Origin of the sequence: Streptomyces sp. NPDC057302 (assembly GCF_042667685.1) — a bacterium.
GTDB lineage: Bacteria > Actinomycetota > Actinomycetes > Streptomycetales > Streptomycetaceae > Streptomyces.
On sequence record NZ_JBHUZJ010000023.1, the window covers coordinates 69,505 to 93,007 of the forward strand.

Below are 23,503 nucleotides of genomic sequence, written 5' to 3' on the forward strand. Positions count from 1 at the left end.
CGGCGCTAAGCGCCGACCACCCGAGTCACGGCTCCCCGCATCAACCCCGCTTGAGCGTCCGCCGCAACGCCAGCGCCGCCAGCGGCAGCAGTACGCAGACGCCGATGAGGTTCAGCCAGCCGTAGCTCGCCTGGGCGACGATCAGGCCGGCCGCCGCGCCGCCGATGCCCGCCGCCGTGTTCATGGTCAGGTCCGACAGGCCCTGCACGGCGGCCCGGGCGGGCTGCGGCACCGAGTCGGTGAGCAGCGCGGAGCCGGAGACCAGGCCCGCGGACCAGCCCAGGCCGAGGACGAAGAGACCTGCGGCGGTCTGGCCGTGGCTGGGGCCCGCGGTGCCGGCGAGGAGCGCGGCGCAGCACAGCAGGCCGACCGCGAGGCCGATGACGGAGAGCCGCCCGAACCGGTCGGAGAGCCAGCCCATCAGCGGCGAGAGCGCGTACATGCCCGCGATGTGGCCGCTGATGACCAGTCCGACCAGTTGCAGACTCGCCCCGTGGTGCCCCAGGTCGACCGGGGTCATGACCATGATCGAGACCATCACGGTGTGCGAGGCGGCCACCGTCACCAGGGCGAGCCGGGCCATCGGCGACGCGGCCACCGCGGCGACACCGGCCCGCAGCGAACGGCTCTGCGCGGACTGGTTCTCGTGCGGGGCGAGTGCGCGGGCGGTGAGCAGCGGGTCGGGCCGCAGCAGGACCGCCACCACGAGACCGGCGACGGCGAAGATCCCCGCGGCGAAGAGGAAGGGGCCCGCCGACTCGGGTATGGAGGTGCCGGAGAAGGCGCGGCTCGTGGGCGCGGCGATGTTCGGGCCGAGGACCGAGCCGATGGTGGTGGCCCAGATGACCAGGGAGATGGCACGGCCGCGCCGCTCGGGCTCGGCGAGGTCGGCCGCCGCGAAGCGGGCCTGGAGGTTGGCCGATGAGCCCGCACCGAAGCCCGCCATGCCGAGCAGCAGCAGGGGGAAGCTCTCGACGACGGCGGCGAGTACCACGAGCCCGGCTCCCAGCGCGCCGATCAGATACGCGAGGACGAGGCCGGGCCGCCGTCCGCGCGACGTCATCAGGGCGGCGAGCGGCAGCGAGAGCAGGGCCGTGCCGGCCACGGACGCGGTGGGCGCGAGGCCGGACAGCGCCTCCGTCCCGCTCACCTCGGTGGCGAGCATCGGGGCCAGCGCGATACCGATCGGCACCCCGAGACCGCCCAGAATCTGACTGGCGACCAGCACCGCGGTGGTGCGGTGGCGCAGGGCGGGCAGGGCCTCTGGCGCGGGTATGTCAGGAGCGTCGACGGTCGAAGTCACTGACGCAGTGTGCCAGGACGTTCGTACGCGGGAAACAGAGTTGTCCGGGGTGTGCTGTGAGCGTCAGAAGAGCGGCTGCGGGAGCACTCCTTCCAGGGCGAGGAGCTGCCGCTTGGTCTCGACGCCGCCGCCGAAACCGCCGATGCCGCCGTCCCTCTCGACCACCCGGTGGCAGGGCACCACGACCGGCAGCGGGTTGGCGCCCATCGCCATGCCGACCGCCTGGGACGCGCCGGGCTGGCCGACGCGGCGGGCCAGGTCGCCGTACCCCACGACGGCGCCGTACGGAACGGCGGTCAGCTCGCGCAGGACCTGGCGGTTGAACCCGGAGATCAGCGACCAGTCGAGCGGCAGCTCGAAGGCGTGCCGCTCGCCCGCGAAGTAGGCCGCGAACTGGCGTATGGGCTCGGCCAGGAGCGGGGAGCCGGGTGCTTCGAGCGGCTCGGCCCCCAGCCGGGAGCCGAGCCGCTCGAGTGCCTTGTCGCGCACGTCGTCCGTGGCGTGGAAGACGACGCTGACCAGACCGTCCTCGGTCGCGGCCAGCAGCAGCGGGCCGATGTCGCTCGCGACGACGGCCCACACCACCTGCCGCAGGTCGTCCTGGTCCGGACGGTCCTGCCCGTGCTGCCCCTTGGCGTTCATGTGGACCACCGTACGACCGGGCACTGACAACGCCGTCGCCCGAGCCTGCCGGTGCTGGTCAGTGCTGGTCAGTGCTGGTCAGTGCTGGTCGGTGCCAGTCGGTGCTAGTCGGAGAGGGCCTTGCGCACCACGTCGGGCGTGTTCGTGATGATGCCGTTCACCCCGAAGCCCGCCACCCGCTTGGCGGCGGCCGCGTCGTTCACGGTCCAGGTGAAGATCTCCAGGCGCCCCCGGTGCGGGCCCTTGAGGGAGTGGATCGCGGCGACGTACTCACGGGATATGGAGCCGTGCGTCGAGTTGATCTGGTCGGAGAACTTGGCGTACTCGGGCAGGTCGGCGACCTTGGGCGTGCCCAGGAAGCCGGTCTTGATGTCGGGCCGCAGCTTGTGCACCTTCTTGACGCTGTCGGCGCTGAAGCTCTGGATGACGAGCTTGCTCTTGACGTGGTGGCGGTCCAGCCAGCCCGTCTTGCGCAGGACGGCGAGACCCTGCTTCTCGATGCCCGGGTACAGCTCGGGCTTCTTGAACTCGAAGATGAGGCTCTGGTGGTTGCGCGAAACCCGGTTCATGTACTGCTTCAGCGTCGGCACCCGCTGCCCCGCGTACTTGGGGCTGAACCAGCTGCCCGCGTCCAGCTTGGCTATCTCGGCGGCGGTGAAGTCCGCGACCTTCCACGGCGCGCGGCCGGGGAAGAGCTGCTCGACGTTCGTCGTCCGCGCGAGCGTGTCGTCGTGCATGATCACTAGCTCGCCGTCCTTGGTGCGCTGGACGTCGTTCTCGACCCAGCGGAACCCCATGTCAGCCGCCTTGTCGATGGCTGAGAAAGTGTTCTCGGGCGCAAGGGCGGAAGCGCCCCGGTGCGCGACGACCACGGGTCTGTCGTGCGAGACGGACCTCTGCGCCGACGGCTGGTCGGCGGCGTGAGCGGTGGCGGATGGGAGGACGAGTGCACCGGCTCCAAGAAGAGCGGCGGTGGTGGCAGCGGCAACGCGTGCGGACAACGGTGACTCCTCGTGATGTACGGGCACGGACCGGATGAGAGTGACAGTCCACGGCCAACGCGAGACAGGTGCAGGATGGCCACAGGTTGAACGGAGACAACCGGGTTTCTTTCCCGGAAAATCGTTCGCAAGTTCCGCAGTGAGCTTTACTCTCTGCGTCAGCCCATGGCCTGTCAGTAGACGGTTGGCCGGGGCCACTTGGGGGCAATCCCGAGCATTTGGACACAACAGGCGGAAGGGTTACCGCGCATGCAGGGCACGGTCGACGGTTTCAGTTATGGACTGGTCACACCTGTGGCGGCATACCTCATGGCGTGCCTCGGCGGCGCGCTCGGCCTGCGCTGCACGACCAGGTCGCTCCTCGTCGCGCACTCCTGGCGACCAGGATGGCTCGCACTCGGGTCGGCGGCGATCGGGTCCGGCATCTGGACCATGCACTTCATCGCGATGATGGGCTTCACCGTCGAGGAAGCCCCGATCCACTACGACAAGGCGCTGACCTTCGCGAGTCTTGCCGTCGCCATCGTCATGGTCGGCGTCGGGATCTTCATCGTGGGCTACCGCGGCGCGACCGGGGCGGCACTGTTCACCGGCGGAACGATCACCGGCCTCGGTGTCGCTTCCATGCACTATCTGGGAATGGCCGGAATGCGTCTGCGTGGGACGCTGGAGTACAACACCCTGACCGTCTCCGCGTCCGTGGTGATCGCCGTCGTCGCTGCCTGTGCGGCCCTGTGGGCGGCCGCGCAGGTCAGAGGCTTCCTCTGGAGCCTGGGCGCGAGCCTGGTCATGGGGCTCGCCGTCAGCGGCATGCACTACGTGGGGATGGCCGCCCTCAGCGTCCATCTGCACGGCTCGTCGTCGGCGGCGCCGGTCGCGGGGGACTCACCCGCCGAGCTGCTCGCGCCCATGATGATCGGCCCGCTCGCCTTCCTGCTCCTCGCGGGCGTGATCGTGATGTTCGACCCGCTGATGGTGATGGGCAAGGCCGACCTCCAGAGCGCCACCCAGGGGCAGCACCCCCCTTACCCCGTGCCGCGCTCGGGCGACCGGCACGACCCCCGCGCGGGCCGCAGGCCCCCGCAGCGCCCCGGCCCCAGGACGCCGCAGAGCTGGTGATCGGACCCCGTTGTCAGTGCGGGGTCGTACGGTGGGTTCCATGCGGCCCGTATCCAAGATCGAACGCACGGTGGCGCCTTTCGAGGTCGTCAGTAACTACACGCCAAGCGGCGACCAGCCGGCGGCCATCGCCGACCTGGAGCGGCGCATTCGCGCAGGTGAGAAGGATGTAGTCCTGCTCGGCGCGACCGGCACCGGCAAGTCGGCCACCACCGCGTGGATGATCGAGAAGCTTCAGCGCCCCACGCTCGTGATGGCGCCGAACAAGACGCTGGCCGCCCAGCTGGCCAACGAGTTCCGAGAGCTCCTCCCGAACAACGCGGTGGAGTACTTCGTCTCGTACTACGACTACTACCAGCCCGAGGCGTACGTCCCTCAGTCGGACACGTACATCGAGAAGGACTCCTCGATCAACGAGGAGGTCGAGCGCCTGCGCCACTCCGCGACGAACTCGCTGCTCACCCGGCGTGACGTGATCGTGGTCGCCTCCGTCTCCTGCATCTACGGCCTCGGCACGCCGCAGGAGTACGTCGACCGGATGGTCTCGCTCAAGGTCGGCGACGAGATCGACCGCGACCAGCTCCTGCGCCGCTTCGTGGACATCCAGTACACCCGCAACGACATGGCCTTCGCCCGTGGCACCTTCCGGGTCCGCGGCGACACCATCGAGATCTTCCCGGTCTACGAAGAGCTGGCCGTCCGCATCGAGATGTTCGGCGACGAGATCGAGGCGCTCTCCACGCTGCACCCCCTCACCGGCGAGGTCATCAGCGACGACGACCACCTGTACGTCTTCCCGGCCTCGCACTACGTGGCGGGCCCGGAGCGCATGGAGAAGGCGGTCACCGGCATCGAGAAGGAGCTCGCCGAGCGCCTCGCCGAGCTGGAGAAGCAGGGCAAGATGCTGGAGGCCCAGCGCCTTCGGATGCGCACGACGTACGACCTGGAGATGCTCCGCCAGATCGGCTCCTGCTCCGGCATCGAGAACTACTCGATGCACTTCGACGACCGCGACCCCGGCTCGGCGCCGAACACCCTCATCGACTACTTCCCCGAGGACTTCCTCCTCGTCATCGACGAGTCGCACGTCACGGTCCCGCAGATCGGCGCGATGTACGAAGGGGACGCGTCGCGCAAGCGCACCCTGGTGGACCACGGCTTCCGGCTGCCGTCCGCGCTGGACAACCGCCCGCTGAAGTGGGAGGAGTTCCTCGGCCGCATTGGCCAGACCGTCTACCTCTCGGCGACCCCGGGGAAGTACGAGCTCTCGCGCGGCGACGGCTTCGTCGAGCAGATCATCCGCCCCACCGGCCTCATCGACCCGGAAGTCGTGGTCAAGCCCACCGAGGGGCAGATCGACGACCTGGTGCACGAGATCCGCACGCGCACCGAGAAGGACGAGCGCGTCCTGGTCACCACGCTCACCAAGAAGATGGCCGAGGACCTGACCGACTACTTCCTCGAACTGGGCATCCAGGTCCGCTATCTGCACAGCGACGTCGACACCCTGCGCCGCGTCGAGCTCCTGCGCGAACTGCGCGCCGGTGAGTACGACGTCCTGGTCGGCATCAACCTCCTGCGTGAGGGACTCGACCTGCCCGAGGTCTCCCTGGTCTCGATCCTCGACGCCGACAAGCAGGGCTTCCTGCGCTCCGGCACCTCGCTGATCCAGACGATCGGCCGCGCGGCCCGAAACGTCTCCGGCCAGGTCCACATGTACGCGGACAAGGTCACCCCGGCGATGGAGCAGGCCATCGACGAGACCAACCGCCGCCGCGAGAAGCAGATCGCGTACAACAAGGAGAAGGGGATCGACCCCCAGCCGCTGCGCAAGAAGATCAACGACATCGTGTCGGCGATCGCGCGCGAGGAGGTCGACACCGAGCAGCTGCTCGGCACGGACTACCGCAAGTCGAAGGACGGCGACGCGAAGGCCGCCGCCAAGACGCCGGTGCCCGCGCTCGGCGGCAAGGCGAAGAAGGCCGCCAAGGGCAAGGCCGCCGAGAAGGTCCCCACGGACCGTCCCGCCGCCGAACTGGCCGAGCAGATCGAGGAGATGACCGCGCGGATGCGCGCGGCCGCCGCCGACCTGCAGTTCGAGATCGCGGCACGGCTGCGTGACGAGGTGTCGGAGATGAAGAAGGAGCTCAGGCAGATGAGGGAGGCGGGGCAGGCCTAGGCGTACTGCCTGGTGTGTTGCAAGACCGACACAAAGTGCTTCCCGCACTGCGGCACTGTCAGTGCCTCTGCGTAGGGTGCTGGGCAACCGCACAGACCGGCGGTTGCCCAGGGCAGTTCGAGAGGGGACAGCGCGTGACGGTCAACATGACCAAGGGTCAGGCCATCAGCCTGCAGAAGGACGACGGGGGCGCCCTGACCGCGGTGCGCATGGGGCTCGGCTGGCAGGCGGCCCCGAGGCGCGGCCTGTTCGGCACCCGCACGCGCGAGGTCGACCTGGATGCCTCGGCGGTTCTGTTCGCCGACAAGCAGCCGGTGGACGTCGTGTTCTTCCGTCACCTCGTCAGTGACGACGGTTCCGTGCGGCACACCGGCGACAACCTCGTCGGCGGTGTCGGCCAGGGCGGGGACGACGAGGCGATCCTCGTCGACCTGGCGCGGATCCCGGTCCACATCGACCAGATCGTCTTCACGGTGAACTCCTTCACGGGCCAGACGTTCCAGGAAGTGCAGAACGCGTTCTGCCGCCTGGTCGACGAGACCAACGGCCAGGAGCTCGCCCGCTACACACTCGACGGCGGCGGTCAGTACACCGCGCAGATCATGGCGAAGGTCCACCGCGCGGGCACGGGCTGGCAGATGACGGCCATCGGCACTCCCGCCAACGGCCGTACGTTCCAGGACCTGATGCCGTCGATCCTGCCGCAGCTGTAGTCGCGCGGCACCAGTAGGTACAGAGGGCACGAGGGGGACGAAGGCGATGACGGCCGAGCTGGTCCGGGGGCAGAACCACCCGCTTCCCGAGACCCGTCTGGAGATCCGGGTCTCGGTCGGCAAGCCGATCGTGGCGGGGGCCACGCTCAGCGACGACCAGGGCAAGGTGCGCGGCACGGAGTGGGTGGCCCACCCCGGCTCGCCCACGCTGCCGGGGCTCGAAGTGCCCCGGCAGGCAGCGGCCGACCACCGCCTCGCGGTGGACCTGGGCGCCGTGCCCGAAGCGGTCCACCGGGTCAACGTCCTGCTCGCGCTGCCCGTCGGCGTCGGGGGACCGGTGAGCTTCGGTTCCCTCGCCGCCCCCTTCGTCGCCGTCACCGGACTCGACGGCTCCGAGGTCGCCAGCTACACCATCACCGACCTGGACGCCGAGTCCGCCGTCGTCGCCCTGGAGCTCTACCGCAGGCAGGACGCGTGGAAGGTGCGCGCCGTCGGCCAGGGGTATGCGGGCGGTCTCGCGGACATGCTCACCGACCAGGGCCTCGCGCAGGCCCACGAACTGGCGGCCACGATCAACGAAGCGGTGGCCCAGGGCCTCGCCCGCTCGGTGGCCGCGCCGCCGCCCCGCCCCTCGGACGAGGCCCGCGTGCGGACGAGCGGCCAGAGCGCCGCCCCCGGCCCGGGAGCACCGGGCCCGGACAGCACGGCCGCCGCCCAGCCGCCGCAGCCCGCCCCGGCGACCCACCAGCCGGGCGACGCGAGCCCGGCCGCCGGCGGCCCCGTCAACTACACCCACCCCGGCCGCCAGACCACCGCCCCGCCCTCGCCCCCGCCGACCGCGGCCCCCGCCGAACCGGGCAGGCCGGCCCAGCCCGTGGCGGGCGACGCGACCGGCTGGTCCCTGGAGGAGCGCCTCTACAACCAGGTGTGGGGCATGTTCGAAGACCTGGCCCGCACCACGGCCGCGTACCGAAGCGCCGTCGACTTCGCCGAGTCGCGCATGGACCAGGAGCTCGACAAGGCCCTCTCCGACCCGCGCAGCCGCATAGGCAACACCGGAGACGTCGCCCGCGAGGCCGCCCGCACCAAGCACGGCCTCCTCGTCGACCGGGCGAGGGTGGCCCTCGACCGAGACCTCGGCCAGCTCGCCGCCGAGTCCGAGGTCGTCGAGCCCGCCCTGCCCCTGGCGTACGCGGGCTGGGACAGCCCCGTCTGGCACGCCTACCGCACCCCCATGGAGATCCCCATGGCGCTGCGCCTCGGCGACCTCCACCTGCCCGAGCGCCCCGACCTGCGCATCCCCATGCTGGTCCGGCTGCCCCTGGAGCGCGGCCTGTGGATCGACAGCGGCCGCTCGTCCGGCACGGACACCCTGGCCGACACCGACCAGCTGCGCCGCCTCGCCATGGACAGCGCGGTCGCGCACGCCGCGCGGCTGCTCGCCGTCTATCCGGCGGGCGAGTTCACGGTGCACGTCATCGACGCGGCGGGCTCCGCGGCAGGCGCGCTCTCCCCGCTGGTGACGGCGGGCGTCCTCGGCGAGGCTCCGGCCGCCGGCGCGGCGGGCGTCTCGGCGGTGCTCGCCAAGCTCACCCAGCGCGTCGACCTGGTGCAGATGGCGATCCGCGCGGGCGCATCCGACGCGCTGCCGCCGGACCTGGACACCGCCGAGCAGCTCCTGATCGTCAACGACTTCCCGCACGGCTTCGACGACCGCGCCGTGACCCAGCTCCGCTACCTCGCGGACGAGGGCCCCGCGGTCGGCGTGCACCTGATGCTGGTCGCCGACCGTGAGGACGCCGCCGAGTACGGCCCGCTGCTCGACCCGCTCTGGCGCGCGCTCCTGCGCCTGACCCCGGTGGCCGACGACCACCTCGCCGACCCCTGGGTGGGTCATGCGTGGACGTACGAACCACCGATGGCACCCCCAGGCAGCCGAGTGCTCGAACAGGTGCTGAACCAGGTCGCGCACGCCCGGCGCACGGGCGGCCGCTGACCGTGCGGGCGGGCCGCGTGAGCCGTCGGGCCCACGGCCGGTAAAGCGACTTTTGGCCCCGGCTGACCTGGCCTTTTGGCTCTTGTTTGGATCCCCCTTTACCAAACCTTGGTGTTTCGCGTACTCTTCTTGCAGCGGAGGGGAGTACTCCCGAACGCGACGTACCCGTCAATACGGACCGCCATCGGTCCCGGGGCGTCGGCCCGCGGGGCGGTGAGCCGCCTCGGGTGGAAGAGACCTCCGGCAGCGACGACGCTGATCAGTAGCCGTACGACGCCGGAGGCGCAGTGGACGTTTCAATGACCCTGTGGGTACTGACCATTCTTGGTCTGTGTGCCCTGATCGCGGTCGACTTCTTCATCGGCCGCAAACCGCATGACGTATCGATCAAGGAAGCCGGAATCTGGACGGGTGTCTGGATCGCCCTTGCCGGGCTCTTCGGAGTGGGCCTGCTGATCTGGGGCGGCGGCCAGGCGGGCGGTGAGTTCTTCGCGGGCTTCATCACCGAGAAGTCGCTCAGCGTCGACAACCTCTTCGTCTTCATCCTGATCATGGCGAAGTTCTCGGTGCCCAGCCATCTCCAGCAGCGGGTGCTGCTGTTCGGTGTGCTGATAGCGCTCGTCCTGCGAGCGATCTTCATCGCCGCCGGCGCCGCGGTCATCGCCAACTTCTCCTGGGTCTTCTACATCTTCGGTGCGTTCCTGATCTACACCGCCTGGAAGCTCATCCAGGAGGCGCGCTCCGGTGACGAGGAAGAGGAGTGGGAGGAGAACCGCCTCCTGAAGGCCGCCGAGAAGAAGTTCGGCGTCGCCGACCAGTACCACGGCACCAAGCTGTTCATCCAGAAGAACGGCAAGAAGATCATGACGCCGCTCATGATCGTCATGCTCGCCATCGGCACCACCGACATCCTCTTCGCGATGGACTCGATCCCCGCGATCTTCGGCCTCACCCAGGACCCGTACATCGTCTTCACGGCGAACGCCTTCGCCCTGATGGGTCTGCGCCAGCTGTACTTCCTCATCGGCGGACTGCTCAAGAAGCTGGTCCACCTCAGCTACGGCCTCTCGGTCATCCTGGGCTTCATCGGCGTGAAGCTGGTCCTGCACGCCCTGCACGAGAACGGTGTGCACGTCCCCGAGATCTCCATCCCGGTCTCGCTCGGCGTCATCTGCGGTGTCCTGGTGATCACGACGATCACCAGCCTCATGGCCACCAAGAAGCAGGCGAAGAAGGAAGCCGCCGAGAAGGCGGCCGACGAGACTCCGAAGGACAGCATCGGCGCCTGACGGCATCGGACGTAGGAGTTACCAGCACGGGGTGTGGCCCGCGGCGGATTGCCGCGGGCCACACCCCGTGCTTGCTTGGACGCATGAAGTTCGTCCAGATGATCGAGTTCGAGACCGACCGCATCGACGACATGCGCTCCGTGATCGAGCAGGATGACCAGCAGGCGACGGGCCGCGAGGGCGGCCCCACGCACCGCCTCGTCCTGCAGGACCGGGGCAACCCCCGCCGCTTCTTCGTCGTGCTCGAGTTCGCCTCGGCCGAGGACGCGCGGCGCAACAGCGAAGCTCCTCAGACGGCGCGGACGGCGGAGCGGCTCACCGCGATGTGCACGAGCGGGCCGTCCTTCACGGACTGCGACGTACGGGAGATGACAGACCTGAAGTAGCGGGGCCCCGGTGCCCGGTGCAGCATCGAAGACATGATCACTCGGCTCCGGACGCTCGCCACACGGTGGACCGCGGCCGTGCCGGTCCTGGCCGTCGTGCTGCTCGCCTTCACCTGGAGACGCGATGTGCCCGGCGTGGTCGTGGCCGTGGTGACGCTCGTGCTCGCCGGGGCGGTGCTCGCCGCCGTCCACCACGCCGAGGTGATCGCGCACCGCGTCGGTGAACCCTTCGGCTCGCTCGTCCTCGCGGTCGCCGTGACGATCATCGAGGTCGCGCTGATCGTCACCCTCATGGCCGACGGCGGCGACAAGAGCGCCACACTGGCCCGCGACACCGTGTTCGCCGCCGTGATGATCACCTGCAACGGCATCTTCGGCCTCTGCCTCCTGGTGGGCGCCCTGCGTCACCGCGTCGTCGTCTTCCAGCCCGAGGGCACCGGCGCCGCCCTCGCGACCGTCGCCACGCTCGCCACCCTCAGCCTGGTCCTGCCGACCTTCACCACGACCAAGCAGGGCCCGGAGTTCTCCACGGCGCAGCTCACCTTCGCCGCCCTCGCCTCGCTCGTCCTGTACGGCCTCTTCGTGACGACGCAGACCGTGCGCCACCGGGAGTACTTCCTGCCGATCACCCGCAAGGGCGAGGTGATCGACTCCGAGGAGGCATCGGGACCCTCCAGCCGCACCGCCCTGATCAGCGTGGGCCTGCTCGCCCTCGCCCTGATCGGCGTGGTCGGCCTGGCCAAGGGGGTCTCGCCGACCATCGAGTCCGGAGTGGAGAGCGCCGGCATGCCGCACTCCGTGGTCGGCGTGATCATCGCGCTGCTCGTGCTGCTCCCGGAGACGATCGCGGCGGTGCGGGCCACCCGCAGGGACCGGGTGCAGACCAGCTTCAACCTCGCGCTCGGGTCCGCGATGGCCAGCATCGGCCTGACCATCCCGGCCGTCGCGGTCGCCTCGGTCTGGCTCTCCGGGCCACTGGTCCTCGGGCTCGGCCCGACCCACATGGTGCTGCTCGCGCTCACGGTGATCGTCGGCACGCTCACGGTCGTGCCGGGGCGCGCCACGCTTCTGCAGGGCGGGGTCCACCTGGTGCTGTTCGCGGCATACCTGGAGCTCGCGGTCACGCCGTGAGCACGCGACCGGAACCCGCTCGCGCTCACGCCGTGACGGGGGCCGCTTCCGGAACGGGCCGCGTCTCGGGCAGCAGGGCGAAACAGCCCAGGCTCAGCAGCGCCACCGCCGTCAGATAGGCCGCGACGCCCCAGGGCGTGCCCTCGCCCTGCGCCACCGCCGTCGCCACGATCGGGGTGAGCGCACCGCCGAGCACCCCGCCCAGGTTGTAGCCCACGGCGGCTCCCGTGCAGCGCACCCGGGGCTCGTACAGCTCGGGCAGATACGCGGCGATCACGGCGAACATCGTGATGAACGCGAGCATCGCCACCAGGAAGCCGAGGAACATCAGCAGCGGCTCACCGGTCGCGAGCAGGGCGATCATCGGGAACATCCAGAGCGCGGAGAGCGCGCAGCCCAGCAGACACAGGGGCCGCCGCCCGTACCGGTCGCCGAGGATGGCGGCCACGGGCGTCAGCGCGCCCTTCACCACGACCGCCGCCATGATGCAGGCGAGCATGACCGTACGGCTCACGTCGAGCCGGTCGACCGCGTACGCGAGGGACCAGGTCGTCACGGCGTAGAACACGGCGTACCCGACGGAGAGCGCGCCCGCCGTGAGCAGCACGAGCCGCCAGTGGTCGCGCACCACTTCGGCGAGCGGCACGCGCGCGTGCTCCCGCAGTTCCAGGAAGCTCGGGCTCTCCGCGAGGGACGTACGCAGCGCGAGCCCGGCCGCCGCGAGCACGCCCGCGGCCCAGAACGGCACCCGCCACCCCCAGGAGGCGAACTGCGCGTCCGTCAGGGTCACCGAGAGCACCAGCATGATCCCGTTGGCGAGGAGGAAGCCGAGCGAGGGCCCCATCTGCGGAAAGCTCGCCCACAGCCCGCGCCGCTCGGCGGGTGCGTGCTCGGCGGTAAGCAGCACCGCCCCGCCCCACTCACCGCCGAGCCCGAGCCCTTGCAGGAACCGCAGCACGAGGAGCAGCACCGGAGCGGCCGTCCCGATCGAGTCGTACGTGGGCACACAGCCGACGGCGACCGTGGCCAGACCCGTCAGGAGCAGCGAGCCGACGAGCACCGGCCGCCGCCCGCGCCGGTCACCGATGTGCCCGAAGAGGACGGACCCCAGGGGCCGCGCCACGAAGCCCACTCCGAAGGTCGCGAAGGCGGCAAGCGTTCCCGCGAGCGGCGAGAAGGTCGGGAAGAACAGGGGCCCGAGGACGAGAGCCGCCGCCGTCCCGTAGATGAAGAAGTCGTAGAACTCGATGGCGGTCCCGGCGAGCGAGGCGGCCGCGAGCCGTGGCAGAGATGGAGTCCCGGCAGTGGATTCGGCAGGACGGCTGGCAGGGGAGTCGGCAGGGGAGTGGGTCTTGCGCATGCCGCGTCAACTACCCGCTGTGACGGCCGGTTACGGGGGCGTGCGGAGGTGCGGGGGCTTCCTCGGTACGCGGGGGCTTCCTCAGTACGCTGACGGCATGACGCGCACTCTTGCCAACGCCCCGATCATGATCCTGAACGGCCCCAACCTGAACCTGCTCGGTCAGCGCCAGCCGGAGATCTACGGCTCCGACACCCTCGCCGACGTCGAGGCGCTGTGCGCCAAGGCGGCGGCGGCGCACGGCGGCACCGTGGACCTGCGGCAGAGCAACCACGAGGGTCAGTTGGTGGACTGGATCCACGAGGCGCGCGAGCACCACGCCGGGATCGTCATCAACCCGGCGGCCTATTCACACACGTCGGTCGCGATCCTGGACGCGCTCAACACCTGTGACGGAATGCCGGTGTTGGAGGTCCACATCTCCAACATCCATCAGCGGGAGGCCTTCCGGCACCATTCGTACGTCTCCCAGCGCGCCGACGGCGTCATCGCGGGGTGCGGTGTGCAGGGGTACGCGTTCGCCGTGGAGCGGGTGGCCGCGCTGGTCGGCGCGGCCTGAGCCCCGGCGGCGTACGCGCTCACCAACCGCGCCGGCGCCACTCCGCGATGTGCGGGCGCTCGGTGCCCAGCGTGGTGTCGTTCCCGTGGCCGGGATAGACCCAGGTCTCGTCCGGCAGCGTGCCGAAGATCTTCGTCTCGACGTCGTGCAGCAGGGTCTCGAAGGCCCGCGGGTCCTGGTGCGTGTTGCCGATGCCGCCGGGGAAGAGGCAGTCGCCGGTGAAGACGTGCGGGTGGCCGTGCGGGTCGTCGTACACGAGGGCGATCGAGCCCGGCGTGTGGCCCACCAGGTGGCGCGCGGTGAGCGAGACCCGGCCGACCTGCACGGTGTCGCCGTCCACCAGCGGGACGTCCGTGGGCACCGGGATGCCGACCGTGTCCTCGCGGCCCGCGAAGGTGCGGGCGGCGGTCGCCGCGACGATCTCGTCGAGGGCCTGCCAGTGGTCGCCGTGCTGGTGGGTGGTGACGACGGACGCGATGCCGTCGTCACCGATCAGCGTGAGCAGCGTCGGGGCCTCGTTCGCCGCGTCGATCAGGAGCTGCTCACCGGTGGCCCGGCAGCGCAGCAGGTAGGCGTTGTTGTCCATCGGGCCGACGGCGACCTTCGAGATCATCAGGTCCCGCAGCTCGTGCACGTCCGCACCGCCGCCGACCTTCACTGCTCCGCTGTACGTCATGTTCCTCAGCCTATAGCGGGGGCAGGGAGGGCAGGAGGCCGCCTTCGGCCGTCAGCGCGGAGCCGTCGCGACGGCCCGCGAGCCAGCCGAGGATGTCGGCCTGGCGACCGCTGACGGTGATGTCCACGGGGGTTTGGTAGCCGTTCTTGATCTGTTCGAGAGTGGCGCCCTCGACGCGTCCGGTGTATTGCCCCCGGCCGTCGTCCTGCTTGATGAGCAGCGCGGGCAGACCCGGGGCGTTCCGGAAGCGGCTGGTGAGGAAGTTGATCTCCCGCTGCGTGAACTCCTCCGAGAGGTCCTCCAGCTCGTAGCCGATCCCCAGGTCCACGTGGTGCAGCTCGACCTCGATCCACCGCCGGAAGGGCACGTTCGCCGCCGAGTCCGTGACGCCGTTGCGCAGCTCCACGGTGCGGGACCAGTCCGCGGCCTTCGCCCCTTCGTCCTGGAAGCGGTCCGCGCTCTCGCGTACGTCCACAAGCTGCTCGGGCAGTGGCCGGGGCGCGTCCCGCTCGATGTCCGCGTCCCGCGCGTCGCCGCTCACGTACATGGGCCGTCCGGCGAGGACATTGACGAGCGCGTCCGCGTTCCGGGCGACGTGGGCGAGGAGGTGACCGCGGGACCAGCCCGGAAGGCGTGACGGCTCCGCGGTCGAATCGTTGTTCAGTTTCGCGGCTGCTGTGAGCAGCCGGTCGGTCGCGTCACGTACAGACGCCAGGTCGCGCACATGATCAATCATGCGCTCGACGATAGTCGCGCCACACGTTCGGGTGAAGGTGTCTGAGCAGCACCGCAAATCGAATGCACGTGCTATATGGTCGGGGGCGGCATCGGGCATTCTTGGTGGTCCGGGTTTGTTATCACCCAGGGCATCCGTCCCGGCGTTGTCAGTGGCTCGCCCTAGTCTGTGAATGACGGGGGTCCCGCCCCTGTCACTTCTCTCAAGAAAGGTGCGGACCGGCGTGGCCGACCGTCTCATCGTCCGTGGCGCGCGCGAGCACAATCTCAAGAACGTCTCGCTCGACCTCCCGCGTGACTCCCTCATCGTCTTTACCGGGCTCTCCGGGTCGGGCAAGTCCTCGCTCGCGTTCGACACGATCTTCGCCGAGGGTCAGCGGCGGTACGTGGAGTCGCTTTCCTCGTACGCCCGGCAGTTCCTCGGTCAGATGGACAAGCCGGACGTCGACTTCATCGAGGGCCTCTCGCCCGCGGTCTCCATCGACCAGAAGTCGACCTCGCGCAACCCGCGCTCCACGGTCGGCACCATCACCGAGGTCTATGACTACCTCCGCCTGCTCTTCGCGCGCATCGGCAAGCCGCACTGCCCCGAGTGCGGGCGCCCGATCTCCCGGCAGTCGCCGCAGGCCATCGTCGACAAGGTCCTCGAGCTGCCGGAAGGCAGCCGCTTCCAGGTCCTCTCGCCGCTGGTGCGCGAGCGCAAGGGCGAGTTCGTCGACCTCTTCGCCGACCTCCAGACCAAGGGCTACAGCCGCGCGCGGGTCGACGGCGAGACGATCCAGCTCTCCGAGCCGCCCACGCTGAAGAAGCAGGAGAAGCACACCATCGAGGTGGTCATCGACCGCCTCACGGTGAAGGACTCCGCCAAGCGCCGCCTGACCGACTCCGTGGAGACCGCGCTCGGTCTCGCCGGCGGCATGGTCGTGCTCGACTTCGTCGACCTCCCCGAGGACGACCCCGAGCGCGAGCGGATGTACTCGGAGCACCTGTACTGCGCGTACGACGACCTGTCCTTCGAGGAGCTCGAGCCCCGCTCCTTCTCCTTCAACTCGCCCTTCGGCGCCTGCCCGGACTGCTCGGGCATCGGTACGCGCATGGAGGTCGACCCCGAGCTGATCGTCCCGGACGAGGACAAGTCGCTCGACGAGGGCGCCATCCACCCCTGGTCGCACGGCCACACCAAGGACTACTTCGCGCGGCTCGTCGGAGCCCTCGCCGACGCCCTCGGCTTCTCCACGGACATGCCCTGGGCCGGTCTCCCGCAGCGCGCCAAGAAGGCCCTCCTGAACGGCCACAAGACGCAGATCGAGGTGCGCTACAGGAACCGGTACGGCCGCGAGCGGGTCTACACCACCGCCTTCGAAGGCGCCGTCCCCTTCGTCAAGCGCCGCCACAGCGAGGCCGAGAGCGACACGAGCCGCGAGCGCTTCGAGGGCTACATGCGCGAGGTGCCCTGCCCCACCTGTGAGGGCACGCGCCTCAAGCCGATCGTCCTGGCCGTCACGGTCATGGGCCGGTCCATCGCCGAGGTCGCCGCGATGTCCATCAGCGACTGCGCGGACTTCCTCGCCGAGCTGAAGCTGGGCGCCCGCGACAAGAAGATCGCCGAGCGCGTCCTGAAGGAGGTCAACGAACGGCTGCGCTTCCTGGTCGACGTCGGCCTGGACTACCTCTCGCTGAACCGCGCGGCGGGCACCCTCTCCGGAGGCGAGGCCCAGCGCATCCGCCTCGCCACCCAGATCGGCTCGGGCCTCGTCGGCGTGCTCTACGTACTGGACGAGCCGTCCATCGGCCTGCACCAGCGCGACAACCACCGCCTGATCGAGACCCTCGTGCGCCTGCGCGACATGGGCAACACGCTCATCGTCGTCGAGCACGACGAGGACACCATCAAGGTCGCCGACTGGGTCGTCGACATCGGCCCCGGCGCGGGCGAGCACGGCGGCAAGGTCGTGCACAGCGGTTCCATGAAGGAGCTGCTCGCCAATCCCGACTCGGTGACCGGGCAGTATCTGTCGGGCAAGAAGTCGATCCCGGTGCCGGAGCTGCGCCGCCCCACGACCCCGGCCCGTCAGCTGACGGTGCACGGCGCCCGGGAGAACAACCTCCAGGACATCGACGTCTCCTTCCCGCTCGGCGTCCTCACCGCCGTCACGGGCGTCTCGGGCTCCGGCAAGTCGACGCTCGTGAACGACATCCTCTACACGCACCTGGCGCGCGAGCTGAACGGCGCCCGGTCCGTCCCCGGGCGGCACACGCGCGTGGAGGGCGACGACCTCGTCGACAAGGTCGTGCACGTCGACCAGTCGCCCATCGGCCGCACACCGCGGTCGAACCCGGCGACGTACACCGGAGTCTTCGACCACGTCCGCAAGCTGTTCGCGGAGACGATGGAGGCGAAGGTCCGCGGCTATCTGCCCGGCCGGTTCTCCTTCAACGTCAAGGGCGGTCGCTGCGAGAACTGCTCCGGTGACGGCACGATCAAGATCGAGATGAACTTCCTGCCGGACGTGTACGTCCCCTGCGAGGTCTGCCACGGGGCGCGCTACAACCGCGAGACGCTGGACGTGCACTACAAGGGCAAGTCCATCGCCGAGGTCCTGGACATGCCGATCGAGGAAGCGCTCGACTTCTTCGAGGCGGTGCCGGCCATCTCCCGCCACCTGCGCACGCTCAACGACGTGGGCCTCGGGTACGTCCGGCTCGGCCAGTCCGCGCCGACCCTCTCCGGAGGCGAGGCCCAGCGCGTGAAGCTGGCGAGCGAGCTCCAGAAGCGCTCGACCGGCCGGACCGTCTACGTACTGGACGAGCCGACCACCGGTCTGCACTTCGAGGACATCAGCAAGCTGATCACGGTCCTCTCCGGCCTGGTCGACAAGGGCAACACGGTCATCGTCATCGAGCACAACCTCGACGTCATCAAGACCGCGGACTGGGTCGTCGACATGGGCCCCGAGGGTGGCAACGGCGGCGGTCTGGTCGTCGCCGAGGGCACGCCGGAGGAGGTCGCCGGGGTTCCGACGAGCCACACGGGCAAGTTCCTGCAGAACGTCCTCGCCTCGCCCGTGCCCTCGCAGGGGCGCAAGCGGGTCGCCGCCGCCGCGACGGGGAAGAAGACGGCGGCGGTCAAGGCCGCCGCCAAGACGACCGCAGCCAAGGCGGCTCCGGCCAAGAAGGCCACGGCCAAGAAGGCTGTCGCCAAGAAGGCCGCCCCTCAGAAGGCTGCTCCGAAGAAGGCGGTCAAGGCCCGCAAGAGCTGACGGTCGGCCGTGCGTGTCCGCGGACGCGTCATGGCTCTTCGGACGCGCGTCCATGAACGGGCCGCCGGACAAGTTCCCTTGTCCGGCGGCCCGTTCACGTGGTCGGCTTGGGCGCATGACCGTACGCAGTGAACGCGCAGGCCCCGTCACCACGATCGTGCTGTCCCGGCCCGACGTGCGCAACGCCGTCGACGGGCCCACCGCCCGCGCCCTCGCCGACGCGTTCCGTGCCTTCGACGCGGACCCCGACGCGGCCGTCGCCGTGCTCTGGGGCGAGGGCGGCACCTTCTGCGCCGGTGCGGATCTCAAGGCCATCGGGACGCCCGCCGGGAACGAGGTGGCGGAGCAGGGTGACGGTCCCATGGGGCCGACCCGGCTGCGTCTCTCCAAGCCCGTCGTCGCGGCGATCTCCGGACACGCGGTCGCCGGAGGCCTGGAGCTGGCGCTCTGGTGCGATCTGCGGGTCGCCGACGAGGACGCCGTACTCGGAGTCTTCTGCCGCCGCTGGGGCGTCCCGCTCATCGACGGCGGTACGGTACGGCTGCCCCGGCTCATCGGCGAGAGCCGGGCCATGGACCTCGTGCTCACCGGCCGCCCCGTCCCCGCCGCCGAGGCGCTGGCGATGGGCCTGGTCAACCGGACCGTACCGCCGGGCACCTCCCGCGCCGCGGCCGAACGCCTCGCCGCGGAGATCGCCGCGTTCCCCCAGACCTGCCTGCGCCACGACCGGCTCTCCGTACGGGAACAGGGCGGCCTCACCGAGGAGGAGGCCATGGCGGGCGAACTGCGCCACGGCCTGCGGTCCCTCGCCGACGCGGCGGACGGCGCGGCCAGGTTCGCCGCGGGGGAGGGGCGGCACGGCGCCTTCACCGACGGCGTGGGCTAACCCTCGGCGGGCGCGGCCTGTGGCTCCAGGAACTGCATGTCGAGCTGGATCTTCACCACGTCACCGAGCAGCCCGGCACCGAAGTCGAGCCCGTAGGTACTGCGGCTGATCTCCCCGGTCGCCTCGAACCCCGCATGACGCCGGGTGTCGCCGGGGAAAGCCTGGAGCCCGCCGAACTCGACGGCGAGGGTGATCGGCTTGGTGACGTCACCGATGGTCAGTTCGCCCTCCAGGCTCCACTCGTCGTCCTCGCCGACGACCCGCGTCGAGCGGAACGTCATCGTGGGCCTGCGCTCGACGTCGAGCAGGTCCGGCGCGCGGACGTGCGCGTCCCGGTCCTTGTTGCCGGTGTCGATCGACGCCAGGGCGATGGTCGCCGTCACCGACGACGTCGCGGCGCTCTCGCCCACGACCAGACCGGCCGTGACCTCCGAGAACCGGCCCCGCACCTTCGAGATCCCGAGGTGGCGGATGGTGAAGTTGACGGCGGAGTGGAACGGGTCGATCTCCCAGCTCCCCGCGGGGAGGGGAAGCGCGCTCTTCGCGGTGGCGGTGCTCGTGTCAGAAGTCATGCCGTCCACGATGGGAGGCCGCCCGCGCCCGAGGAAGGCCGGGCCGAGACTGGTAGTGACAGGGCCACGATCCGGTCCGATGCCTGCTGGTACGTTCGGCCGGTGAGCGACAACGAGCTGGGTACCTTCCTGCGCACCTGCCGTGAAGCGGTCACGCCCGCCGAAGTGGGGCTCCCCACCGGCCCCCGGCGCCGCACGCCCGGCCTGCGCCGCTCCGAGGTCGCCACGCTCGCGGGTGTCAGCGTCGAGTACCTCGCCCGGCTCGAACAGGGGCGGGACCGCCACCCGTCCCCGCAGGTGATGGGGGCGCTCGCGGACGCCCTGCGGCTGTCCGTGGAGGAGCGCTTCCACCTGCGCCGCCTGGAGAAGGAGACGAGCGGGGATCCGTGCTGCCCGACGGCGAGCGTGCCGTCCCGTGCGGTTCGCCCCACCGTGCGGGCGCTCGTCGACCGCCTGGAGCCCGCCCCCGCCGTCCTGTTCAACCGGCTGAGCGACGTCCTCGCGTACACCTCGGGCTATGAGCGGATCGCGGGGCCCACCGGTCTCCTCGACGACGAGCGGCCCAACCTCATCCGGTTCCTGTTCACCGACGAGCGGGCCCGCGCCGCCTACCCCGACTGGGACGGCGTCGCCGACGAGCAGATCGCCCTGTTCCGGGCCCAGTCCATGCTCGCCGATCCGCATGCCGAGGTATTCGCCGACGAGTTGACCGTCATCGCCGGTGCGCCGTTCACCGACCGTATGACGGTCGTGCCGCGGCTGCCCCGGCTCAGTGGCGTCGAACGCGTGGCGCACCCCGAGGCAGGGGCGCTGCGGCTCTCTTACGAGACGCTGACGCTGCCCGACGCCGACGGCCAGCGCCTGGTCGTCCACCTGCCGGCGGACGAAGCCACGTCGGCCGCGCTCGACCGCCTCAACGGCCGCCAGCCCGGCGGCCTGCGCGCGGTGACGGGCTGACCGGCCTCAGTCCACCTCCCGCGCGTACGGCGGCTCCGCCCCCGCGCGGGACACGGTGACGGCGGCCGCGCGTGCCGCGAAGCGCAGGACCTCGCCCCAGCGGTCCGCGCCGAGCCCGGAGAGGGCCTCCACGGACAAGGCGTCCCGTGCGCGAAGCCCGTGCAGCAGGGCCGCGTTGACCGTGTCGCCCGCCCCGATGGTGTCCACCACGTCGACCCGCTCGCCCGGCACCGACCACTCCCCGCCGTCCCGCGTGAAGACGGTGAGACCGCTGCCGCCCCGCGTGATCACCACCGCGCCGGGGCCGGAGGCGAGCCACTCCCGTGGCGTACCGCCGAGCCAACTCGCGTCGTCCTCCGACAGCTTGAGCAGCGCGACCGACGGCAGCCAGCTCTTGAACCGGGCCCGGTAGGCGTCCGCGTCCGGGATCAGACCCGCCCGGATGTTCGGGTCCAGGGCGGTGAAGACACCCCGCGCCGACTCCCCGCGCATCAGCTCCTCGTACGCGCTCGCACCCGGTTCCAGGACCAGCGAGCACGTGCCGAACGACACCGCGCGTACGCCGTCGGGCAGCCGCTCCGGGGCCCTGAAGAGGCGGTCCGCCGTGCCCTCGACGTAGAAGGAGTAACCGGCGGAGCCGTCCGCGCCGATCGAGGCCACCGCGAGGGTCGTCGGTTCGGCGCCCCGCTGGACGTACGACACGTCGACGCCCGCGCCCCGCAACCCGTCCACCAGCGCGTCGCCGAACGCGTCCGCCGAGATCCGCGAGCAGAAGGCGACGGGGGAGCCGAGACGGCCGAGGGCCACCGCGGTGTTGTACGGTCCGCCGCCGAGCCGCGGGGCGAGCGCGGGCAGCCCGGCGTCACCCGTGCCAGAAGCGCCGGTGGACTCCTGCGGGACGAGGTCGATCAGGGCCTCTCCGGCGACGACGATCACGGGTGGTTCCTCTCGGCTCTGCGGTCGTGGCTCGGGCGGTCGTGTCCCCGGCTTCCGCCACAGGCTAGGGCTTCGCGGCGGGCCAGGCCCTGCGCGGGCGGCACTCGGGCACGGTCGCGCCCAACGCGGGCACGCGGCATCCCACCGGTATGGTCTGATCCGTCACCGAAGCGCCTGACCTGTGGAGATTCCATGCCCGGCACGCCGCCCCCCGCCCGCCGCACGGTGCTGCGCGCAGCCGCCCTCGCCCCGGCCGCCGGCCTGGGAATCACGGCCTGCTCGTCCGGCGGCGGTGACGGCGGTGCCAGCCGCTCGGCGCCGACCGCGCCGACGGACCTCGGTGGGTCCGACGAGGTGAAGGTGGGCGCCTCGAAGCTCTACACCGACGAGAACGTGGTCGTGAGCCGTATCTCGGACGACGAGTACAAGGCGTTCAGCACGATCTGCACGCACGCCAAGTGCCCCATCAACAAGCTGGAGGGGCACAAGCTCATCTGCCCCTGCCACGGAAGTCAGTTCGACGCCACCAACGGCAAGGTGCTGCACGACCCGGCCGTCAACCCGCTCTCGGAGCTGCCGGTCAAGGTCGCGAAGGGCAAGATCATCGCGGGCTGACGATCGGCACGGCCGGTCACTCCCAGTCCCACGCGATCCCCAGGATCCCCGCCCGCACCTGCGGCTCCACCAGGTGCACCGACCGGTGGCTGCCGCTCAGTGTCAGCTCCTGGCGTCCGCCGCGCGGCGCGGCGGCCGAATGCTGGGCGAAGCGGTGGCAGCGTACGGGCAGCGCGCCCTCGTCGAAGCGCACCTGGAGCGCGTACTGCCCGCCCGCGAAGGTGAAGCCCCGGAAGTACTCCGTGGCAGGGCCCGCGGTGCCGTCCTCGAAGCCGTAGCGGAACAGGTGCGTGTCGCCCGCGCGCAGGCGCGCGTCGAACAGCAGCTCGGCGACGAGCACCCCCGTCTCGTGGTGCCAGCGCACGCGTCCCGTGCGGCAGTTCTCCAGGGCGCGCACGCCGACGTGTTCCGGTACGCAGCCGGGGTCGCCGCGGTAGATCGCGAGGTAGCGGTCCACGGCGTCCCGGTGGGCGCGCACGACGTGCTGCGAGTCGCGGCCGAGCAGCTCGCGGCGCCCGCCGATCCGCACCCGCTCGTGGTGGCCGACGGTGTGCAGGCCGCCGTCGAGCGGTGAGCCGAGCTCGGCGATCAGGTCCTGGACGACGTCGGACGCCTCCAGGAGGGAGCGGTAGGAGCGGGCGGCGGGACGTTCGCAGTCGGGCTGGTCGAAGGGCTTGGCGAGGAGCCGGATCAGTGACTCCTCGGGGAGCCCGAGGATCTCCTCCAGGGCGCGCACGGCACGGAGCGACTCGGTGCGCTGGGGGCGCCGCGCACCTTGCTGCCAGTAACTCAGGCTCGTCACCCCGACGTTGACGCCCTGGCGCGCGAGATGGTGCCGTACGCGTTGCAGGGGAAGGCGCCGTGCGGCGATCGCGGCCCGCAGCGCCACGTGGAAGGGGCCGGTGCGCAGCGCGGCCTCCAGGTCGGCGGGCGCGCCGTCCGCGAGCTGTGTTCCGTGCCGCATCGCAGGACCCTTCTGTGAACATTCACATCGGCCGTCCGGGCGTACGCACCGGTCGGAGCGGGCCACCAGGTGGGCGTACGAGGGGTGTTCACATACGTACGCCGCCGTTCACGGCCCAAGTAATCCCGCATTGAACCTTGTTGACCTGCACCCGACAACACTCGATGCTCAATCGCAGCGTCCGGACGCGCTCCTCCACCCCCTTCACCCCCCGCTCGGGAGGA

21 protein-coding genes are annotated in these 23,503 nt (G+C 70.6%); 12 read left to right on the plus strand and 9 right to left on the minus strand.

Features of this window, described 5'->3' with window-relative positions:
• Positions 1–40: 40 nt before the first annotated feature.
• From ACFUPX_RS18615 to ACFUPX_RS18625, 3 genes are all read right to left on the minus strand, one after another.
• A complete protein-coding gene (locus ACFUPX_RS18615; protein WP_383323092.1) occupies positions 41–1,303 on the minus strand; it encodes an MFS transporter in 1,263 nt (420 codons plus the stop codon).
• Positions 1,304–1,366: 63 nt separating this feature from the next.
• Positions 1,367–1,945, minus strand: a complete 579-nt coding sequence (locus tag ACFUPX_RS18620) for a methylated-DNA--[protein]-cysteine S-methyltransferase (RefSeq protein WP_383323095.1) — start codon at positions 1,943–1,945, stop codon at positions 1,367–1,369.
• A gap of 104 nt (positions 1,946–2,049) precedes the next feature.
• On the minus strand, positions 2,050–2,946 hold the full coding sequence (locus ACFUPX_RS18625) for a glycerophosphodiester phosphodiesterase (RefSeq protein ID WP_383323097.1): 897 nt from the start codon (positions 2,944–2,946) through the stop codon (positions 2,050–2,052).
• Between the two features lie 249 nt (positions 2,947–3,195).
• Here ACFUPX_RS18625 and ACFUPX_RS18630 point away from each other — a divergent pair, with 249 nt between their 5' ends.
• From ACFUPX_RS18630 to ACFUPX_RS18660, 7 genes are all read left to right on the plus strand, one after another.
• Entirely contained in the window at positions 3,196–4,065 is an 870-nt protein-coding gene (locus tag ACFUPX_RS18630; RefSeq protein WP_383323100.1) for an MHYT domain-containing protein, read from the plus strand.
• Between the two features lie 40 nt (positions 4,066–4,105).
• On the plus strand, positions 4,106–6,244 hold the full coding sequence (uvrB, locus tag ACFUPX_RS18635) for an excinuclease ABC subunit UvrB (RefSeq protein WP_383323103.1): 2,139 nt from the start codon (positions 4,106–4,108) through the stop codon (positions 6,242–6,244).
• A gap of 134 nt (positions 6,245–6,378) precedes the next feature.
• Positions 6,379–6,957 carry a TerD family protein gene (locus tag ACFUPX_RS18640; RefSeq protein ID WP_383323106.1) on the plus strand — a complete coding sequence of 193 codons (579 nt, stop codon included), beginning with the start codon at positions 6,379–6,381 and terminating at the stop codon, positions 6,955–6,957.
• Positions 6,958–7,003: 46 nt separating this feature from the next.
• Positions 7,004–8,953, plus strand: coding sequence for a TerD family protein (locus ACFUPX_RS18645; RefSeq protein ID WP_383323109.1), 1,950 nt, complete (start codon positions 7,004–7,006; stop codon positions 8,951–8,953).
• A 299-nt stretch (positions 8,954–9,252) separates the two neighbouring features.
• Complete coding sequence (locus tag ACFUPX_RS18650) at positions 9,253–10,242, plus strand: TerC family protein (RefSeq protein ID WP_383323112.1); 990 nt, start codon at positions 9,253–9,255, stop codon at positions 10,240–10,242.
• A gap of 83 nt (positions 10,243–10,325) precedes the next feature.
• Positions 10,326–10,628, plus strand: coding sequence for a hypothetical protein (locus tag ACFUPX_RS18655; protein ID WP_383323115.1), 303 nt, complete (start codon positions 10,326–10,328; stop codon positions 10,626–10,628).
• 33 nt (positions 10,629–10,661) lie between these two features.
• Positions 10,662–11,759 carry a calcium:proton antiporter gene (locus ACFUPX_RS18660; RefSeq protein ID WP_383323118.1) on the plus strand — a complete coding sequence of 366 codons (1,098 nt, stop codon included), beginning with the start codon at positions 10,662–10,664 and terminating at the stop codon, positions 11,757–11,759.
• A gap of 25 nt (positions 11,760–11,784) precedes the next feature.
• Here ACFUPX_RS18660 and ACFUPX_RS18665 read toward each other — a convergent pair whose 3' ends face one another.
• Positions 11,785–13,047 (minus strand): MFS transporter, encoded by a 1,263-nt coding sequence (locus ACFUPX_RS18665; protein WP_383323199.1) that lies wholly within the window; start codon positions 13,045–13,047, stop codon positions 11,785–11,787.
• A 169-nt stretch (positions 13,048–13,216) separates the two neighbouring features.
• Between ACFUPX_RS18665 and aroQ the strand changes: the two genes are divergently transcribed.
• A complete protein-coding gene (gene aroQ, locus ACFUPX_RS18670) occupies positions 13,217–13,678 on the plus strand; it encodes a type II 3-dehydroquinate dehydratase (protein WP_363314384.1) in 462 nt (153 codons plus the stop codon).
• A gap of 19 nt (positions 13,679–13,697) precedes the next feature.
• Here aroQ and ACFUPX_RS18675 read toward each other — a convergent pair whose 3' ends face one another.
• Together ACFUPX_RS18675 and ACFUPX_RS18680 are read right to left on the minus strand one after the other, a co-directional pair.
• Positions 13,698–14,354 (minus strand): MBL fold metallo-hydrolase, encoded by a 657-nt coding sequence (locus tag ACFUPX_RS18675; RefSeq protein ID WP_383323122.1) that lies wholly within the window; start codon positions 14,352–14,354, stop codon positions 13,698–13,700.
• Between the two features lie 10 nt (positions 14,355–14,364).
• Positions 14,365–15,090, minus strand: a complete 726-nt coding sequence (locus ACFUPX_RS18680) for a maleylpyruvate isomerase family mycothiol-dependent enzyme (RefSeq protein ID WP_383323125.1) — start codon at positions 15,088–15,090, stop codon at positions 14,365–14,367.
• Positions 15,091–15,313: 223 nt separating this feature from the next.
• Between ACFUPX_RS18680 and uvrA the strand changes: the two genes are divergently transcribed.
• Both uvrA and ACFUPX_RS18690 read left to right on the plus strand, forming a co-directional pair.
• Entirely contained in the window at positions 15,314–18,349 is a 3,036-nt protein-coding gene (uvrA, locus tag ACFUPX_RS18685) for an excinuclease ABC subunit UvrA (protein WP_383323128.1), read from the plus strand.
• 115 nt (positions 18,350–18,464) lie between these two features.
• Positions 18,465–19,235, plus strand: a complete 771-nt coding sequence (locus ACFUPX_RS18690; protein ID WP_383323131.1) for a crotonase/enoyl-CoA hydratase family protein — start codon at positions 18,465–18,467, stop codon at positions 19,233–19,235.
• On the opposite strand, the gene ACFUPX_RS18695 is transcribed toward ACFUPX_RS18690, so the two are convergent.
• On the minus strand, positions 19,232–19,807 hold the full coding sequence (locus ACFUPX_RS18695; protein WP_383323134.1) for a YceI family protein: 576 nt from the start codon (positions 19,805–19,807) through the stop codon (positions 19,232–19,234). The two genes, ACFUPX_RS18690 and ACFUPX_RS18695, sit on opposite strands and share 4 nt — an antisense overlap.
• A gap of 102 nt (positions 19,808–19,909) precedes the next feature.
• On the opposite strand from ACFUPX_RS18695, the gene ACFUPX_RS18700 reads away from it, so the two are divergent.
• Positions 19,910–20,764: a helix-turn-helix domain-containing protein gene (locus ACFUPX_RS18700; protein ID WP_383323137.1), complete on the plus strand. Its 855-nt coding sequence runs from the start codon at positions 19,910–19,912 to the stop codon at positions 20,762–20,764.
• Between the two features lie 6 nt (positions 20,765–20,770).
• Here ACFUPX_RS18700 and ACFUPX_RS18705 read toward each other — a convergent pair whose 3' ends face one another.
• Positions 20,771–21,700 carry a carbohydrate kinase gene (locus ACFUPX_RS18705; RefSeq protein WP_383323140.1) on the minus strand — a complete coding sequence of 310 codons (930 nt, stop codon included), beginning with the start codon at positions 21,698–21,700 and terminating at the stop codon, positions 20,771–20,773.
• A 192-nt stretch (positions 21,701–21,892) separates the two neighbouring features.
• Between ACFUPX_RS18705 and ACFUPX_RS18710 the strand changes: the two genes are divergently transcribed.
• Positions 21,893–22,315 carry a Rieske (2Fe-2S) protein gene (locus ACFUPX_RS18710; protein WP_383323143.1) on the plus strand — a complete coding sequence of 141 codons (423 nt, stop codon included), beginning with the start codon at positions 21,893–21,895 and terminating at the stop codon, positions 22,313–22,315.
• Positions 22,316–22,331: 16 nt separating this feature from the next.
• On the opposite strand, the gene ACFUPX_RS18715 is transcribed toward ACFUPX_RS18710, so the two are convergent.
• Positions 22,332–23,279, minus strand: coding sequence for a hypothetical protein (locus tag ACFUPX_RS18715; RefSeq protein WP_383323146.1), 948 nt, complete (start codon positions 23,277–23,279; stop codon positions 22,332–22,334).
• Between the last annotated feature and the right edge of the window lie 224 nt (positions 23,280–23,503).

Coding starts and splice junctions, on each gene's coding strand:
- ACFUPX_RS18620 (WP_383323095.1), bottom strand. CDS start 1,945: ATGAACGCCAAGGGGCAGCACGGGCAGGACCGTCCGGACCAGGACGAC.
- ACFUPX_RS18630 (WP_383323100.1), top strand. CDS start 3,196: ATGCAGGGCACGGTCGACGGTTTCAGTTATGGACTGGTCACACCTGTG.
- uvrB (WP_383323103.1), top strand. CDS start 4,106: ATGCGGCCCGTATCCAAGATCGAACGCACGGTGGCGCCTTTCGAGGTC.
- ACFUPX_RS18645 (WP_383323109.1), top strand. CDS start 7,004: ATGACGGCCGAGCTGGTCCGGGGGCAGAACCACCCGCTTCCCGAGACC.
- ACFUPX_RS18650 (WP_383323112.1), top strand. CDS start 9,253: ATGACCCTGTGGGTACTGACCATTCTTGGTCTGTGTGCCCTGATCGCG.
- ACFUPX_RS18655 (WP_383323115.1), top strand. CDS start 10,326: ATGAAGTTCGTCCAGATGATCGAGTTCGAGACCGACCGCATCGACGAC.
- ACFUPX_RS18660 (WP_383323118.1), top strand. CDS start 10,662: ATGATCACTCGGCTCCGGACGCTCGCCACACGGTGGACCGCGGCCGTG.
- aroQ (WP_363314384.1), top strand. CDS start 13,217: ATGACGCGCACTCTTGCCAACGCCCCGATCATGATCCTGAACGGCCCC.
- ACFUPX_RS18675 (WP_383323122.1), bottom strand. CDS start 14,354: ATGACGTACAGCGGAGCAGTGAAGGTCGGCGGCGGTGCGGACGTGCAC.
- ACFUPX_RS18680 (WP_383323125.1), bottom strand. CDS start 15,090: ATGATTGATCATGTGCGCGACCTGGCGTCTGTACGTGACGCGACCGAC.
- ACFUPX_RS18690 (WP_383323131.1), top strand. CDS start 18,465: ATGACCGTACGCAGTGAACGCGCAGGCCCCGTCACCACGATCGTGCTG.
- ACFUPX_RS18695 (WP_383323134.1), bottom strand. CDS start 19,807: ATGACTTCTGACACGAGCACCGCCACCGCGAAGAGCGCGCTTCCCCTC.
- ACFUPX_RS18710 (WP_383323143.1), top strand. CDS start 21,893: ATGCCCGGCACGCCGCCCCCCGCCCGCCGCACGGTGCTGCGCGCAGCC.
- ACFUPX_RS18715 (WP_383323146.1), bottom strand. CDS start 23,279: ATGCGGCACGGAACACAGCTCGCGGACGGCGCGCCCGCCGACCTGGAG.